Source organism: Mesorhizobium sp. B2-4-14 (assembly GCF_006442155.1).
GTDB lineage: Bacteria > Pseudomonadota > Alphaproteobacteria > Rhizobiales > Rhizobiaceae > Mesorhizobium.
The window spans coordinates 95,344-111,215 of sequence record NZ_VFVA01000016.1; the positions used below are offsets into that span (position 1 = coordinate 95,344).

The 15,872-nt window shown below is 62.9% G+C and carries 13 protein-coding genes; 5 read left to right on the top strand and 8 right to left on the bottom strand.

Translation table 11 applies throughout. The annotated features are described in order from the left end of the window. Nucleotides 1–44: 44 nt before the first annotated feature. A complete protein-coding gene (locus tag FJ938_RS16160) occupies nucleotides 45–269 on the bottom strand; it encodes an aa3-type cytochrome c oxidase subunit IV (RefSeq protein WP_140606760.1) in 225 nt (74 codons plus the stop codon). A 263-nt stretch (nucleotides 270–532) separates the two neighbouring features. On the opposite strand from FJ938_RS16160, the gene FJ938_RS16165 reads away from it, so the two are divergent. Beyond that, the gene (locus FJ938_RS16165) at nucleotides 533–1,348 is read left to right on the top strand and encodes an alpha/beta hydrolase (protein WP_140606759.1); all 816 of its coding nucleotides are present in this window, start codon (nucleotides 533–535) and stop codon (nucleotides 1,346–1,348) included. Nucleotides 1,349–1,357: 9 nt separating this feature from the next. Here the strand turns inward: FJ938_RS16165 and FJ938_RS16170 are convergent, their stop codons facing one another. The 6 genes from FJ938_RS16170 to FJ938_RS16195 form a co-directional block, all read right to left on the bottom strand. Then, nucleotides 1,358–1,507 carry a DUF3096 domain-containing protein gene (locus FJ938_RS16170; protein ID WP_140606758.1) on the bottom strand — a complete coding sequence of 50 codons (150 nt, stop codon included), beginning with the start codon at nucleotides 1,505–1,507 and terminating at the stop codon, nucleotides 1,358–1,360. A 157-nt stretch (nucleotides 1,508–1,664) separates the two neighbouring features. Then, entirely contained in the window at nucleotides 1,665–2,420 is a 756-nt protein-coding gene (locus FJ938_RS16175) for a hypothetical protein (protein WP_319022895.1), read from the bottom strand. 161 nt (nucleotides 2,421–2,581) lie between these two features. Next, complete coding sequence (locus FJ938_RS16180; protein ID WP_140695322.1) at nucleotides 2,582–4,897, bottom strand: EAL domain-containing protein; 2,316 nt, start codon at nucleotides 4,895–4,897, stop codon at nucleotides 2,582–2,584. A 91-nt stretch (nucleotides 4,898–4,988) separates the two neighbouring features. Continuing rightward, nucleotides 4,989–8,468, bottom strand: a complete 3,480-nt coding sequence (locus FJ938_RS16185; RefSeq protein ID WP_140695324.1) for an indolepyruvate ferredoxin oxidoreductase family protein — start codon at nucleotides 8,466–8,468, stop codon at nucleotides 4,989–4,991. 217 nt (nucleotides 8,469–8,685) lie between these two features. Beyond that, a complete protein-coding gene (locus FJ938_RS16190; RefSeq protein WP_140695327.1) occupies nucleotides 8,686–9,219 on the bottom strand; it encodes a hypothetical protein in 534 nt (177 codons plus the stop codon). After that, a complete protein-coding gene (locus tag FJ938_RS16195; RefSeq protein WP_140695330.1) occupies nucleotides 9,212–9,823 on the bottom strand; it encodes a CGNR zinc finger domain-containing protein in 612 nt (203 codons plus the stop codon). The genes FJ938_RS16190 and FJ938_RS16195 overlap by 8 nt, the downstream gene beginning before the upstream one ends. Nucleotides 9,824–10,030: 207 nt before the next feature. Between FJ938_RS16195 and FJ938_RS16200 the strand changes: the two genes are divergently transcribed. The 4 genes from FJ938_RS16200 to FJ938_RS16215 all read left to right on the top strand — a co-directional run bounded on the left by FJ938_RS16200 (nucleotide 10,031) and on the right by FJ938_RS16215 (nucleotide 14,547). Then, a complete protein-coding gene (locus tag FJ938_RS16200) occupies nucleotides 10,031–10,936 on the top strand; it encodes a branched-chain amino acid ABC transporter permease (protein ID WP_140695332.1) in 906 nt (301 codons plus the stop codon). 179 nt (nucleotides 10,937–11,115) lie between these two features. Continuing rightward, on the top strand, nucleotides 11,116–11,718 hold the full coding sequence (locus FJ938_RS16205; RefSeq protein WP_140606751.1) for a TRAP transporter small permease subunit: 603 nt from the start codon (nucleotides 11,116–11,118) through the stop codon (nucleotides 11,716–11,718). Then, entirely contained in the window at nucleotides 11,715–13,508 is a 1,794-nt protein-coding gene (locus FJ938_RS16210; RefSeq protein WP_181165461.1) for a TRAP transporter large permease subunit, read from the top strand. Before FJ938_RS16205 ends, FJ938_RS16210 begins: the two co-directional genes overlap by 4 nt. A gap of 13 nt (nucleotides 13,509–13,521) precedes the next feature. Continuing rightward, a complete protein-coding gene (locus FJ938_RS16215) occupies nucleotides 13,522–14,547 on the top strand; it encodes a zinc-dependent alcohol dehydrogenase family protein (RefSeq protein WP_140695335.1) in 1,026 nt (341 codons plus the stop codon). Between the two features lie 106 nt (nucleotides 14,548–14,653). On the opposite strand, the gene FJ938_RS16220 is transcribed toward FJ938_RS16215, so the two are convergent. Further along, on the bottom strand, nucleotides 14,654–15,763 hold the full coding sequence (locus FJ938_RS16220; protein WP_140695338.1) for a TRAP transporter substrate-binding protein: 1,110 nt from the start codon (nucleotides 15,761–15,763) through the stop codon (nucleotides 14,654–14,656). Nucleotides 15,764–15,872 lie beyond the last annotated feature (109 nt).

The window sequence follows — 15,872 nt, forward strand, 5'->3', positions numbered from 1 at the left end:
GCCGGAGCGTCCGGCGACGTCAAGGCAAGAGGGTTTTGGAAAGTCTACCGCAGAATGAAGGCGCCGACGGCCATGATCAGGATGAACAGGATGGTCGCCGAGAAGAAGCCGCCCGCGAAGAAGCCGAAAGCCATCGCGATGAGAAGGCCAAGGCAGAAAAGCGATCCGTATTTGGCCAGCATGAGAAAGCCCGCATAGGTACGGTCATGCTCGGCATAGTCCATCTTCGCGCCCAGCTCTACAGGACCGGTCGGCGTATGATCAGCCATAGGAATACCCCTTCGAAGACATCTTTCAGGCACATAGCGAAAAGCCGGGCGGAGAGCAATGGCGCTATTGCCGCATTGGGGCCGATAACTGCCTCAAGGGAAAGTTGAAGATTGCCGGCCGATCCCTTGCCTGGGCGCTCTGCCGTCACCGGCCGTCGGCATCATGTGTGAATCCCGTTGAACCAGCTGTGAGAATTTGGCGGTTTTTGAGGGCGTCGCGATGGATTATCGTCGCCGGATGAACACTCCCAGGTTGAAGCGCCATGATCACCCCCAGACAGACACTTGACTGGAACGGCGCGACCATCGCGTGGGGGACTGCCGGCTCTGGTCCTCCGATCGTGCTCATGCATGGTACGCCGTTCTCCTCGCATGTCTGGCATCGCGTCGCACCGGAACTGGCGCGCGACCATACGCTGTATTTCTATGATCTTCCCGGATATGGGCGATCCGAGAAACGGGAAGGCCAGGATGTTTCGCTGGGCATCCAGAACAAGGCGCTGACGGCGATGCTGGCCTTCTGGAGGCTCGACCGGCCCAAAATCGTCGCCCATGATTTCGGCGGCGCCACGGCGTTGCGCGCACATCTGATCGACGGCTGCGACTATGACAGATTGCTGCTGATCGATCCGGTGGCGGTGCGGCCTTGGGGCTCGTCCTTTGTCCAGCATGTCCGGCAGCATGAGGCTGCCTTCGCCGGAGCGCCGGACTACATACAGGTGGCGATCCTGAAAGCGTATGTTTTGGGCGCCGCGGCCAGGCCTTTGTCGGACCTTGACCTGGAACCCTACATCGCACCGTGGAGAGGCCCGATTGGCCAGCCGGCCTTCTATCGTCAGATCGCGCAGATGGACCAGCGCTTCACCGACGAGGTCGAACCGCTTTACCAGAACGTCCGCTGCCCGGTGAGCTTGCTGTGGGGAGAGGAAGACCACTGGATATCACCGGACAGCGGCGCGAAACTCGCGGCCATGCTGCCGGATTGCACCTTGACGCTTGTTCCAGGTTCCGGCCATCTCATGCAGGAAGACGCACCGGAGGCGATCATCGGCGCAGCCCTGCGCTTCTTCGCCGGCTGACAGCTTGCTTCAGCTGGCAAGGTGCGGGAAGAGCCCGAGCAGTCCAACGACGATCAGGTAGAGCGCGACGATGTAGTTCAACAGCCGTGGCATGATGAGGATCAGCACGCCGGCGATCAGCGAGATAAGCGGCGTGAGCGCGAGCTGGGAAATATGCATGTCCTGGTCCTTTCCTGAGGCGATGGCCACCAACTTGCGGTGGTGCCGCAACCTACAACGCTATCAGGCCTGGAAAGCTCCATCGTGATCCACGCTGGCCAAAAAGCGGCCCGGCCGAGCCGCCGGCATGCGGGAGGCAAGCGGCCTGAAGATCGCGTCAGGCTGCTTCGAAATACTTGGCGGTGGGCAAGATGGTGAGCGGCGCCAATTCGCCTCTCTTGGGACGTTGGAACAACATGCGTTGCTCGAATGCCGTGGAGTTGAAGAATGGAAAGCGGTCCAGCGTCGCCTGCATGTTCTCGGAGCATTTCGATTGGAACAGATGCACGGGCACGGTAAGTCCGGGATAATTTCGCGGAGGCACCGCCTGCTCCGATCGGAAGATGCGATGATAGAAGGCCGAATGCTCTTCCTTGATCGCCGTCAGGCAATAGGTCGGCTTGAAATGGCTGCAAGCAACCACCGCCAGCCTGAGGGTGACATACGGCAGCACGCGCAGACTGCTGGACCACTCGAGATCGGCAGCGAACCGGCTCGGGTCGACGAAAGTCTCGCCAGCCGCCAGGCGCCGCGCCAGCACATCGCCGAAGACATCGGTGCTGGGTGAGACAGGACATCTTGCGCTGGCGTAGTGGATTCTGATGGTGCTGACGAGTGCGCCATCGAAGAAAACGCCAAAGCGATAGGAATTGGGCAGGTCGTCGAAGTCGTCTTTCACCATGCGGGAGGCATCCGGCTTCACCATGCCGGCGTGAATATAGGAGTTGTAGCGAAGCCTGTAGATCGCCTCAAGATCCTCGGCGCCATCGCAAAGGCGATACTCCACATGCTCCAGCACATCCATGATGTGATCTGAGAAGACCGAGGGGCGATTCTTGTCCCTGCCCGTAGCCGCCGCAACGGGTTTATCCAACAACTTGTTTTCCATTTTGTCCTCGCACTGCCGCACAACGACAATAGCGAAGCACAGCGGAAACCAGAAGCAAAATTCCGAGCGTTTTCGTTTACCCTAAATTAACGTTAACAAATGGTAAATTGCACATACGAGGAGAAGCAGGGCTCGATGGCTGGATTTCAGGTGGCGGCGCGCTTTGCAGCCGGCTGCAATTCCGCAGCGAAGGGCCAGGTCGCATTGGACATGGCTTCGATGCCCGACGCGCTGAGCGCCGCGCCGAACAGGAAGCCTTGGACAAGATCCGGCTTCACCGAATGCAGCAGGATTTTGAGCTGCTCGAACGTCTCCACGCCTTCGATGGTGACGGTGAGACCCAGGATACGGGTCAGGTTGACGACGCCCTTCAACAGCTCGAGCGACCGTGGATTCTGGGTGACGTCCATCACGAACGACCGGTCGATCTTGATCTTGTCGAGCGGCAGCTTGTGGAGGTAGCTCAGGCTTGAATAGCCGGTGCCGAAATCGTCGAGGGCGATGCGCACGCCGAGGTGTTTCAGTTCCTCGATATATTGGCGCGTCAGGGACTTGTCGTCGAGCAGGGCGGTTTCGGTGACTTCGATTTCGAGCCGGCCGGCGGCGAGCCCGGAAGAGTCAAGCGCATCGCGCACCTTGCGGATGATGTCGCCGTTGCGGAAATCCCTGGCGGAAAGATTGACCGAGACGCTGGTCTGGTCGGGCCACTTGGCGCATTCGGCGCAGGCCGCCTGGAGTACGAAGGTGCTGATCTCGGAGATGATGCCCATCTCCTCGGCCAGCGGAATGAAGACGCTAGGCGAAATCGGCCCGAGATCGGGATGGTCCCAGCGGCACAGCGCCTCGCAGCTGGCGATGCGCATGGTGTTCATCGCCACGATCGGCTGATAGACGACCCGCAGGCCCTTGCCTTCCACGGCGGTGCGCAAATCCGCCTTCATCAGCTGACGGTTGCGGAACGCGGCATCCATGGCGGCCTCGAACAGCCGCCAGCCGTTCTTGCCGAGCTCCTTGGCCTTGTAAAGCGCCAGGTCCGCCTTAACGATCATGGCGTCGACATCGGTCTCCTCGACTTTGGACAGCACCGCGCCGGCACTGGCCTGGATCCGCAACCCATGGCCCGCGACGTCGACCTCGCCCTGCAGGTCGGCGAAAATCTGGTCGAGCAGGCTGGCCAGGTGGCTTTCGTCCTCGATACGGTCGAAGAACATCATGAATTCGTCACCGCCGAAACGGCTGACGGTGATGCCGCGCCCGGCGATGGCCGCGAGCCGCTCGGCGACGGCATAGATCAGGCCATCGCCGACGGGATGGCCGAGGGTGTCGTTGACGCTCTTGAAATCGTCAAGGTCGACCACGGCCAGGCCGCACAGGCGATCACGCTCGCCGGAAGCCATCGATTCGCCGACCAGCTCATGGAAATAGGCGCGGTTTGGCAGGCCGGTGAGGTTGTCGTAGCGCGCCATGAAACGGATCTTGTCCTCCGCCTCGACACGCGCCGTGACGTCTTCAAAAGTGATGACGCCCAATTCCTGGTTGCCTTCGCGGGCAGAGAATTCAAAGTGCTGACCGTTGGAAAAGGAAACCAGCACCTTGCGGTCGCGGCCCTCGCGCAGCGCACGCGTCAGCTGCGCCTCGACATAGCGGCAGTCCTTCGGCGCCAGCATGCCGCCGGCAACGCCGCGCAGCAGCAGTGAATGAATCGACCGTCCCAGCAGTTGGTCCGGCGATTTGAGCGACATCAGACGGGCAGCCTCGGCATTGCCGACGACGACCTTGCCGTCGGGCCCGAGCATGACCAGGCCATGCGACATGGTGTTGAGGGCGCGGTTGAAGCGCTGTGCGATCTGCCTCGCCTGCTTGTGCCCGACGACGGCCGAAAACAGCACGTTGCGGACATGGTCGGCGCTGCCCTTGATGATGAACATGAAGGGTATGATCAGCAGGCCAAGCACGACGTAGGGGATGTCGAACCTCAGAATGAGGGCCGCGGCGATCGGCCCGACGAAGGTGACCGCGAAGATCATGACCATGCGAGGCGAGCCGTAATTTCGGCCGACCACAGTCACCAGGGAGGCCAGCGTTACCGAAAGCGCCCCGATCTCGGCATAGGAGTCCGAGTAGACATAGATGGAAATGAAGCAAAAGAACCCCAGCAACAGCCCTTGAAGGCTGCCCTTCAGGATGTATTCGCGCTCCCACTTCGTTGCATCGGCGGCGTCGCGCATCTCGCCGCCCGAGCGATGGAACCGCCGCAGGCTGAAGTAGCGCCAGACGCCGATGCCGAGCAGCGCGCCGGCCAGAGCCAGGAAAATAGGCTGGCCGTTGCGCCAGTAGACCATGAGGCTGATTACAGCGTGGCAAAGCGCGCCGATGACCAGCATATGCGCGTTGTCGAACAACGAGCGCACAAACTGGATATAAACATCCACTGGGATGTTATCGGTTTTTGTTTTGCCCATTACTGGCGCCCAATGAGCCCCAGCCTTGGCATAGTCCCATTAAAAAACCTTTAGCCTGGGCTGAAACGCCTGATTTTAGGCGCTTTTTGGATCATTCGGCGGCCTGAAGCTCGGGCCTTGCCGGCGCCGCCGCCAAGCGTTCGAGCAGCCTTTGACGCTCGCCTGCGGCCCTTTCGGCACTGGCTTGCCGGACATGGCCGTAGCCACGGATGAACGCGGGGATCGAAACGAGGGCGACCGCCGCCTCGGCCTTGCCCGGCGCCAGCGACCTGGCGACCAATTCCAGGTCGGCCTCATATTGAGCCAGCAATTGCCGTTCCATGCGCCGTTCGCCGGTGTACCCGAACGGGTCGAAAGCGGTGCCACGCAGCCCCTTCATCGCCGCAAGCAGGCGAAAACCCTTCATCATCCACGGGCCGAAGCTCGATTTCCTCGGTTTGCCGTCATTGCCGCGCCGTCCCATGATGGGTGGCGTGAGATGGAATTCGAGTTTCTCGTAGCTCTGGAACTGCTTTCCAAGCTCGGCGGCGAAGGAGCCGTCGGTATAGAGCCGCGCCACCTCGTATTCGTCCTTGATCGCCATCAGCTTGAACAGACTTTTGGCAGCCGCCGCGGTCACAACGGTCGAACCCGGTATGGCCTTCGTTTCGGCCGCCCGCAGTGCCGAAATCCTGTCGGCATAACGCTTGCCGTAGGCGGCGTTCTGATACCCGGTCAGGAAGGTGACACGGCGGGCAATGATCTCGTCCAGCGTCTCGGCAATCGCAGCTGCCTGCGTCACCTTGCCGGGCTTGGTGATGAGACCGCGCACAAAATCCGGCTGGTGTGCGGCGCGGCGGCCCCAGCGGAAGGCGGCGATGTTCATCGCCACCGCTTCGCCGTTCAATTCGATAGCCTTTTCAATGGCTTCCGCCGACAACGGCAGGCCGCCATGCTGAAAGGCAAAGCCAAGCATGAACATGTTGGCGCCGAGCGAATTGCCGAATAGGGTGGTGGCGGTGCGGGTGGCGTCGAAGAAATGCGCCTTCTCGTCGCCGGCGGCGGCACGGATCGCCTTCTTCAGCCGTTCGACCGGCAAGGAGAAATCGGCCGACCGGGCAAACTCGCCAGGCATGATCTCGGCGGTGTTGGCGAGGAAGATCGTATGTCCCTCGCGGACAGCGGTCAGCACTTTCTTGGCGCCCGACACGACGAGGTCGCAGCCAAGCACGAGATCGGCCTTGCCGGCGGAGACGCGGATGGCATGGATGTCGTCCGGCGTGCGGGCGATGCGGACATGGGTGAACACCGAGCCACCCTTCTGGGCGAGGCCGGCCATGTCGATCATGCCGCAGCCCTTGTCCTCGAGATGGGCCGCCATGCCGAGCACGGCACCCACGGTGACGACGCCGGTGCCGCCGACACCGTCGATGATCGCCGCCCAGCCCTCAGCGCCCAGCGGGAATTCGGCGGGCATGGGCACGCCGTCGAGCGGATCGGTCTTGCCGGCCAATCCTTCGGCCTTGCGGATCTTGGCGCCGTGCACGGTGACGAAGGACGGGCAGAAGCCGTTGATGCAAGAGAAATCCTTGTTGCAGCTCGACTGGTCGATCTTGCGCTTGCGGCCGAATTCGGTCTCGACCGGCTGGATGGAGACGCAGTTCGACTGCACGCCGCAATCGCCGCAGCCTTCACAGACCAATTCGTTGATGAAGACGCGCTTGTCGGGGTCAGGAAAGGTGCCGCGCTTGCGGCGGCGGCGCTTTTCGGCGGCACAGGTCTGGTCGTAGAGCAGGATCGATACGCCCTTGACGCCGCGCAGCTCGCGCTGGACTAGATCAAGGTCGTCGCGGTGGTGAATGGTGGCACCAGCCGGGAATTCGGCCTTGCCGGCATATTTGTCGGGCTCGTCGGTGACGATGGCGATGCGGTCGACGCCTTCGGCCCGCACCTGCCTGGCGATCATGTCCACCGTCAGACCGCCCTCATGCGGCTGGCCGCCGGTCATGGCGACAGCGTCGTTATAGAGGATCTTGTAGGTGATGTTGGCTTCGCTCGACAGTGCAAAGCGGATCGCCAGCGTACCGGAATGGTTGTAGGTGCCGTCGCCGAGGTTCTGGAAGATGTGGTCACGCTTGGAGAACGGTGCCTGACCGACCCATTGCGCGCCCTCTCCGCCCATGGCCGTGAAGCCCAGGGTGTTGCGGTCCATCCACAGCGCCATGAAATGGCAGCCGATGCCGGCGGCGGCGATCGAGCCGTCCGGCACCTTGGTCGAGGAATTGTGCGGACAGCCGGAACAGAAGAAGGGCGTGCGCGAACCGATATCGCTGGCGTCCGCCAGCATCGCCTGGAACTGTCGCAGCTTCGCCACCCGCGCCGAGATCTCTTCGGACGCACCGATGGTTTTGACGATCCTCTCGCCAAGGGCAATCGCGATCTCGTTGGGGTCGAGCGCGCCCTTGGCCGGGAACAGCCAGTCGCCGCGCTCGTCTTTCTTGCCGACGATAACCGGCTGCGAGGCGGTGCCGTAGAGGCCTTCGCGCAGTTGCACCTCGATCAGCGAGCGCTTCTCCTCAACGACGATGATGGTGTCGAGGCCGCGTGCAAACTCCGCAATATGATGCAGGTCCAGCGGCCAGGGGCAGCCGACCTTGAACAGCCGCACGCCGATGCGGTTGGCGGCCGCCTCGTCGATTCCGATATCCTCCAGCGCCTGGCGGACATCGAGATAGCTCTTGCCCAGCGTGATGATGCCGAGCTTCGGGTTGCGGCCACCCGAATAGACGATGCGGTTCAACCCGTTGGCATGGATGAAGGCGGAGGCGGCTGCGCGCTTGTATTCGTGCAGCCGCTCCTCCTGGCCGAGCATGTCGATTTCGTGGCGGATGTTGAGGCCGCCCGGCGGCATGTCGAACTCCGGCACGACGATGTTCAACCGCTCGAGCGAAGCATCGACAGAGGCCGTCGATTCGATGTTGTCCTTGACGCATTTGATCGCCGCCCAGGTGCCGGCGAAACGCGACATGGCAAAGCCATAGAGGCCGTAATCGATCATCTCCTGGACCCCAGCCGGATTGAGGATCGGCACCATAGCGTCGACGAACAGGAATTCGGTGGCATGCGCATTGGTCGAGGATTCGGCCATATGGTCGTCGCCCATGAGCGCGAGCACGCCGCCATGCTTCGACGAACCAGCGAGATTGGCGTGGCGGAACACGTCGCCTGAACGATCGACGCCCGGCCCCTTGCCGTACCAGACCGAAAAGACACCATCATGGGTGCCCTCGCCCAGCAATTCCGTCTGCTGCGATCCCCAGCACGCGGTGGCGGCAAGCTCTTCGTTGAGGCCGGGCTGGAAGACGATATCGGCCCCGGCAAGTTGCTTCTTCGCCTTCCACAGCTGCATGTCGAGGCCGCCGAGCGGCGAACCGCGATAGCCGGAAACGAAACCGGCGGTGTTGAGACCAGCGCGGCGGTCGCGCTCACGCTGCATCAGGAGCAAGCGGATGACCGCCTGCGCGCCGGACAGGAAGATGCGCTCCTTCCCGAGGTCGAACTTGTCGTCGAGCGCGACATCATGCAGCGTCATCAGGCATTTCCTCTGCGAAGGCCGCGCGGGGCAGCAGCCAACGTCGGGATCGGATGACGCATCCTTTCTCCCCTTGCAAGGCAGGTCAAACAAAATCGAAGAGGCCAGGCAACGCGCAACAAACGGTCCGCCAGGCGCTGGGCCGCGCACGAAACCCCGCCCTGGCAAGGCCACGGCGCACGAAAATTTCAGATAAAATCGATGTCGTCAGAGGATATCAGCCGGCTTTCGAGCAATCCGGCTTCGGCTCACCCGGCAGTTTGCCGTCGGGATGGCCGGCAAGGTCGGGATTGGCCGTATAGAGCTGGTCGATGACCAGCGGCCGGTCGGGCAGGATCGACTGGTCTTCCGTCGACGTCAGCGTGGTGTCGATCTTCTGCAGGACCGTCCCGTCGGCACTCCTGATGGTGATGGCGATGGCATAGGGCTTGTTCTTGACGATGCAGGTCAGCGCCGGGCTCTCCAGGCTGACCTTGTCGAGCTTCGGCCAGACCTTCTGCTCGACCACGAAAGGCGCCCCGCCGGCGGGATTCTGGAAGCTGGCAACCGCCACCTGCCCCTCGCTCATCGGCTGCAGGGGCCGCAGCGTCACCATATAGGTGGCCCTGGCGAGACGGTAGTTGAAGATGAATATCTTGCCGGAAACCTCGAACAGCTTGCCCTCGCCGCCGGTATCGCGACAGGCGCCGAGCGCAACGGCGGCAATCAGCATGGCACCGGCACCGATCGCACGAGAGAATCCTCTAGGCATCCTTGACCTCACTGGCCGCCATGCGGCGGCGGCGATAGTGACGACTTGCCTTCTGGCGGTTGCCGCACACCGCCATGTCGCACCAGAGGCGGCTGGAATTGCGGCTTCTGTCGACGAACAGCCAGGTGCAGTTGGGACAAATCCTGAGCCTCGCGACCGTGTCGTCACGCAGCAGCGAAAGCGCTGAAACCGCCAGCGCCGCCTCGAAGGCGATCGGTGTCGCGGGACTCCCGAAGGGCCTTCCCGGCGCACCGATCTCGGTGTGGCTGCCGGCCAGCCCCTCGGCACAGGCCTGCAGGAATTCGGGCAGGTCGGCCGTAGCGACCGCGCCCTTCGACACCGCGCCGCGAAACAGCCGGTCGGTCGCCTCGCGGATCGACAGCACGACGGGCGCGACTGCGACCGGCGAGGACACCGCCAGCCGCCTGCCGCCAAGCTCGGCGGCGCGAAAGCCGCTGGCCGCGTCGGCAAAGCGCGTGATTTCGGCGGAATCTTCGAAGCGATCGAAGGTGCGCCGCGGATCGCCACGCAGCACGACGGTGTTCGCCGTGTCGAGCGCAAGCAGGCCGCCCGTGAAGCGGTGTGGGGTCCAGGCAACTGTCATAGTCCAAAAATCTAACTGATAAATCGCATTTGACAAGTTAGTTTCAGCGATGCAAACCTCTCCGGCGTGCATGGTATCGTCGTTTTTGTCTTGAGCACGTCGTCCCAAACCGCTTCGCACTTTTGGGCGACATGCGCCTGTCGTCAAGCATGTCGTTGTCCCAAAAACCGCTTCGCACTTTTGGGCGACATGCTTTGAGGGTTTTGCATGCTCTATTTCTTCCAGCAGGTGCTGAACGGGCTGCATTCAGGCGCGCTCTATGCATTGCTGGCCTTCGGCTACGTGCTGACCAACGGCATCCTGCACCGCACCAACCTCGCCTATGGCGCGCTGTTCGCCTTCTGCGGCCAGGCCATGATCCTGACCGTCGCCTTCGGCTACCAGGTGCTATGGCTGACGGTGTTGGCGTCGGTGCTGCTCGGCATCCTCGCCGCGTTCCTCTATGCCGCGCTCATCAGCCATGTGCTGTCGCGGAGCGTCTTCGAACCGTTGGCCGACCGCTCGCCCAATGCCATCGTGGTGACCACGCTCGGTATCCTGCTCGTCCTGTCTGAAGCGAGCCGCATCGCAGCCGACACGCATGATCTGTGGCTGCCGCCATTGTTGGCCCAGCCCATCGTTTTCGCCGAAGGCTCCGGCTTCAAAGCGACGCTGACGCTGATCCAGACGCTCGACTGCGCGGTGGTCCTGGCGGCGGTCGCACTCGCCACCTGGGCGTTTGCCCGCTCCAACTTCGGACGATCCTGGCGCGCTGTCTCCGACGATCCAAGGGCTGCCGCCATGTGCGGCATCGACGTGCGCGGCGTATTCCGGCGCGCCGTCCTGTTTGGCGGTTTCTGCGCCGCGCTGGCCGGTGTCATGGCCAGTCTCTACTATGGCAATGTCGGCTTTGGCTCCGGCCTCATCTATGGCCTGAAAATCCTCTTTGTGACAGCGGTCGGCGGTTATCTGTCGCCGCCACGGGCCGCGCTCGGCGCAGCCGTCTTCGGCATGGCCGAATCGCTATGGGCTGGCTATTTCCCGGTCGAATGGCGCGATCCCTGGATGTACCTGTTCCTGGTGGCCATGCTGATCCTGGTCGGCGCCGGCCGGGACGCCGGCAAGGCCGTCTGATCCCATCAGACTTTGGTTGCATGACGTCCCGTCAGGCTACGGTTTTCCACCATGCCGTATGGATCGACATGGCGCATCCTCGCTCCTCGTGTTGACCAACCGGACCACGCACTGCATACCGTTGGTCCAGGGGGCGCGACGAAGGGGAATCGCGCGTCACCACCATCAGGGAGGAAGGCATGGCAGGGCTTCTTGCTCTATCCAGGACGATCGACCGTATCAACGAGTTCATCGGCCGGTGGATTTCATGGCTGATCCTGCTGGCGATCCTGGTCAGCGCCGCCAATGCCGTCATCCGCAAGGTGTTCGACACCTCGTCCAACGCCTGGCTGGAGCTGCAATGGTACCTGTTCGGCGCCGCCTTCATGCTGGCCGCCGCCTATACGCTGAAGCAGAACGAGCATATCCGCATCGACATCGTCTACGGCCTGTTCCCGCGGCGCGTACAGCACTGGATCGATCTCTTTGGCCACGTCTTCTTCCTGATGCCGTTCGTGACGCTGATGGTGTTCTATTTCGTGCCTTACGTATCGCTGTCGTTCCACAGCGGCGAAATGTCGACCAATGCCGGCGGGCTGATCGTCTGGCCGGCGAAAGCGATCCTGCTTGCCGGCTTCTTCCTGCTGGCGCTGCAGGGCGTTTCCGAGATCATCAAGAAGATCGCCATCATGCGCGGGGCCATGGAGGATCCCAATCCCTTCATATCGGCGCATGAACAGGCGGAACTCGAAGCCAAGGCGCTCGTGGAAGAGACCAAGGCGCTTGGCGAGGTGCGCTCGTGATGGAGTTCATCGCCCAGAACATGGCCCCGATCATGTTCGCCTCGCTGATCCTGTTCATGCTGGTCGGCTATCCCGTTGCCTTTTCGCTCGCCGCAAATGGCCTGCTGTTCTTCTTCATCGGCGTGCTTTTGACGCCCTATTCGGGCGGTGCGATCAACCTCGCCTGGCCGCTGCTCTATGCGCTTCCGGACAATTTCTACGGCAGCCGGGTGATGTCGAACGACACGCTGCTGGCCATCCCGTTCTTCACCTTCATGGGCATCGTGCTCGAACGATCCGGCATGGCCGAGGACCTGCTCGACACGATCGGCCAGCTGTTCGGACCGATCCGGGGCGGCCTCGCCTACGCCGTGATCTTCGTCGGTGCGTTGCTGGCCGCGACCACCGGCGTGGTGGCGGCATCCGTCATCGCCATGGGGCTGATCTCGCTGCCGATCATGCTGCGCTATGGGTACGACCGCCGGGTAGCATCCGGTGTCATCGCGGCATCGGGCACGCTTGCCCAGATCATCCCGCCATCGCTGGTGCTGATCGTGCTCGCCGACCAGCTCGGCCGCTCGGTCGGCGACATGTATGCCGGCGCGCTGATCCCAGGCCTCGTGCTGACGGGCCTCTACACCAGCTACATCCTGGTCATGTCGATCATCCGGCCAAAGTCGATGCCGGCCCTGCCGCTCGAGGCACGGACACTCGGCCATGGCGTGGTGTCGCTGGCGGTCGCGCTGATGGCAGCCGTGGCGATCGCCTACGCGGCCTACCGCTATCTGGTACCGGCGCATGGCGACAACGCGGACATCCTCGGCGCGGCCATCGGCGTCATCTTCATCTACGTCGTCGCGGTCCTCGATCGCAGCATGAAGATCGGCATGATGTCGCGGCTGGCGCAGCAGGTCGTCATTGTGCTCATTCCGCCGCTTGCCCTGATCTTCCTGGTGCTCGGCACCATCTTCCTCGGCATCGCCACGCCGACGGAGGGCGGTGCCATGGGCGCGGTCGGAGCGCTGGCAATGGCAGCGGCCAAGGGCCGGCTGTCGCTGGACGTGATCAAGCAAGCGCTTGCCTCGACGACCCGGCTGTCATCCTTCGTGCTGTTCATCCTGATCGGGGCGCGCGTGTTCTCGCTGACCTTCTACGGTGTCAACGGCCAGATCTGGGTCGAGCATCTGCTGACCTCGCTGCCGGGCGGCGAAGTCGGCTTTCTGATCGGCGTCAACATCCTGGTCTTCTTCCTCGCCTTCTTCCTCGATTTCTTCGAACTGGCCTTCATCATCGTGCCGCTGCTGGCGCCGGCAGCCGACAAGCTCGGCATCGATCTGATCTGGTTCGGCGTGCTTCTGGGCGTCAACATGCAGACCAGTTTCATGCATCCGCCGTTCGGCTTCGCGCTGTTCTACCTGCGCTCGGTGGCAGCGCGCGTGCCCTATCTCGACCGTCTCACGGGCAAGCAGATCGCGCCGGTGACGACCGGACAGATCTATTGGGGAGCCGTGCCGTTCGTCTGCATCCAGGTGATCATGATCGGACTGACCATTGCCTTCCCGCAAATGGTGATGCGCTACAAGGGCTCGGCGGTCGATCCGGGCGTGATCGACTACAAGGTACCGGAAGCGCCCGGCCTGTCGCCACTCGGCTCGCCGCCGGCGGGCGGCACGGCGCCAGCCAATGGCGGTACGGCGCCGGCCACGCCCGCGGCACCCGACTTGTCACAGCCGCCGAGTTTCGGTGACACGCCGCCAGCCAAGCCGGCCGCTCCGGCGCCGGACCTTTCGCAGCCGCCGAGCTTCAACTGATGGGGGCGACGCCATGAAAGCAGTGCGACTGGAGGGGGTGGGCAGCATCTCGCTGCGCGAGATCGCCAAGCCCGTTCCGGGACCGGACGAGCTTCTGGTGCGGATCGAGGCCTGCGGCGTCTGCGGCACCGACAGGCATCTGTTTCATGGCGAATTTCCCTGCCGACCGCCTGTAACGCCCGGGCATGAATTTTCGGGCATCATCGAGGCGATCGGCCCTGCCGTCTCCGGTTTCGCCGTCGGCGACCGCGTCACCGGCGATCCCAACATCGCCTGCGGTCGATGCCCGCATTGCCATGCCGGCCGGGTCAATCTCTGCCGCAATCTCAATGCCATCGGTATCCACCGCGACGGCGGTTTCGCCGACTATGTCGTGCTGCCGCAGAAACAGGCGTTTGTCCTGCCCGCCGGTTTGCCGCCGACACATGGCGCATTCTGCGAGCCGCTTGGCTGCTGCCTGCACGGCGTCGACCTTGCCGAGATCAAGCCGGGCAGTTCGGTGGTTGTGCTCGGCGGCGGCGTGATCGGCCTGCTCACCGTGCAACTGGCGCGGCTGGCAGGCGCCACGACGATCATCCTGTCGACAAGGCAGGCCTCGCGGCGCGCGCTTGCCGAGAGGCTCGGCGCAACGGCGACGGTCGATCCCGCCGCCGCCGATGTCATCGATGCCATTGCCGGGCCGACGGGGCTGATGCCAGGCGGCGCCGACGTGGTGTTCGAATGCGCCGGCGTGCGCGACACCGTGGAGCAGTCGATGCGGGTCGCGAGAGCCGGCGGCACGGTCGTCATTGTCGGTGTGACGCCGCAAGGCATGAAGGCGCAATTCGAGCCCTTCGACCTCCTGTTCCGGGAACTGAAGGTGGTGGGCTCGTTCCTCAATCCCTACACGCACCGCCGTGCCGCCGAGCTTATCGCGTCAGGCGCGATCGAGATCGACCTGCTGATTTCCAGGCAGGTCACCCTTGGAGAGGCCCCGGCGGTGATTGCCAATCCGCCCGCGCCGGGCGAGGTCAAGGTGCTGGTGGTGCCGGGCCACTAGCTCTTCCGTGCAGGGCAATTGTCTCGATCAGGGTTGGCGCCGCCCCTCATCCCCCTGCCGGGACCTTCTCCCCGTATAGTGACGGGGAGAAGGGGCTGGTCGCGACCTACAGCTTGCCGTTGCGTTGCTGCACCATCATGAACGTGTCGTAATTGTATTCCGCTACCTGCGCCCAGAGATAGTGCTCCTTGCGGAAGCCCTTGATCGATTCCCAGATCTTCTTGAACGGCGCGTTCGAGGCCTCCATTTCGGCATAGACCTCGTTCGCCTTCTCGAAACAGGCGGACATGATGTCCTGACTGAACGGACGCAGCTTCGCGCCGCCAGCCACCAGCCGCTTCACCGCCGGCGGATTCACATAATCGTATTTCTGCAGCATGTTGGCGTCGGCGGCCTGCGCGGCGGTGCGCAGCAGCGATTTGTAAGTCGGCGAAAGTTCTTCGTATTTCGCCTTGTTGAACATCAGGTGGACGGTCGGGCCGCCTTCCCACCAGCCGGGATAATAGTAATAGGGCGCGACCTTGTAGAAACCGAGCTTCTCGTCGTCATAGGGACCGACCCATTCGGCGGCGTCGATGGTGCCTTTTTCCAGCGCCGGGTAGATATCGCCGCCAGCGATCTGCTGCGGCACGACGCCGAGTTTCTGCACCACCTTGCCGGCAAAGCCGCCAATGCGCATCTTGAGACCTGACAGGTCGGCGACGGTGTTGATCTCCTTGCGGAACCAGCCGCCCATCTGCACGCCGGTGTTGCCGCCCGGCAGGCCGAACAGGCCTTGCGTGGCGAGAAATTCGTTGAACAGGTCGATGCCGCCGCCATGGTAATGCCAGGCGTTCATGCCGCGCGCGTTGAGCGAGAAGGGGACCGCCGCGCCCAGCGCCCAGGTCGGATCCTTGCCCCAATAGTAATATGCCACCGTGTGGCAGGCCTCGACCGTGCCGGCCGTGGTGGCGTCGGCGGCCTGCAAGCCGGGTACGAGTTCGCCGGCGGCGAAGACCTGGATCTGGAAATTGCCATCCGTGGCTTCCGACAGCATCTTGGAAAACACCTCGGCGCCGCCATAGATGGTGTCGAGCGACTTCGGGAACGACGACGCAAGCCGCCATGTCACCTTGGGATTGGACTGGGCTATAGCCGGTGCCGCCAGAGTTGCCGCCGCCGCGGCGGCGCCGACACCGGTCACGCCGGCCTTGCGAATGAACGAACGACGATCCATGAAGTCCTCCCTTTTGGATCAACAGACCGATGCCGAGGACAAGCTTCGTATCCGGATCGGTCGGGACGAGACAATACACGGGCAAGAAGTCGAGTCCAGCATAGCGGAG

Coding starts and splice junctions, on each gene's coding strand:
- FJ938_RS16160 (WP_140606760.1), bottom strand. CDS start 269: ATGGCTGATCATACGCCGACCGGTCCTGTAGAGCTGGGCGCGAAGATG.
- FJ938_RS16165 (WP_140606759.1), top strand. CDS start 533: ATGATCACCCCCAGACAGACACTTGACTGGAACGGCGCGACCATCGCG.
- FJ938_RS16170 (WP_140606758.1), bottom strand. CDS start 1,507: ATGCATATTTCCCAGCTCGCGCTCACGCCGCTTATCTCGCTGATCGCC.
- FJ938_RS16180 (WP_140695322.1), bottom strand. CDS start 4,897: ATGGGCAAAACAAAAACCGATAACATCCCAGTGGATGTTTATATCCAG.
- FJ938_RS16185 (WP_140695324.1), bottom strand. CDS start 8,468: ATGACGCTGCATGATGTCGCGCTCGACGACAAGTTCGACCTCGGGAAG.
- FJ938_RS16190 (WP_140695327.1), bottom strand. CDS start 9,219: ATGCCTAGAGGATTCTCTCGTGCGATCGGTGCCGGTGCCATGCTGATT.
- FJ938_RS16195 (WP_140695330.1), bottom strand. CDS start 9,823: ATGACAGTTGCCTGGACCCCACACCGCTTCACGGGCGGCCTGCTTGCG.
- FJ938_RS16200 (WP_140695332.1), top strand. CDS start 10,031: ATGCTCTATTTCTTCCAGCAGGTGCTGAACGGGCTGCATTCAGGCGCG.
- FJ938_RS16205 (WP_140606751.1), top strand. CDS start 11,116: ATGGCAGGGCTTCTTGCTCTATCCAGGACGATCGACCGTATCAACGAG.
- FJ938_RS16215 (WP_140695335.1), top strand. CDS start 13,522: ATGAAAGCAGTGCGACTGGAGGGGGTGGGCAGCATCTCGCTGCGCGAG.
- FJ938_RS16220 (WP_140695338.1), bottom strand. CDS start 15,763: ATGGATCGTCGTTCGTTCATTCGCAAGGCCGGCGTGACCGGTGTCGGC.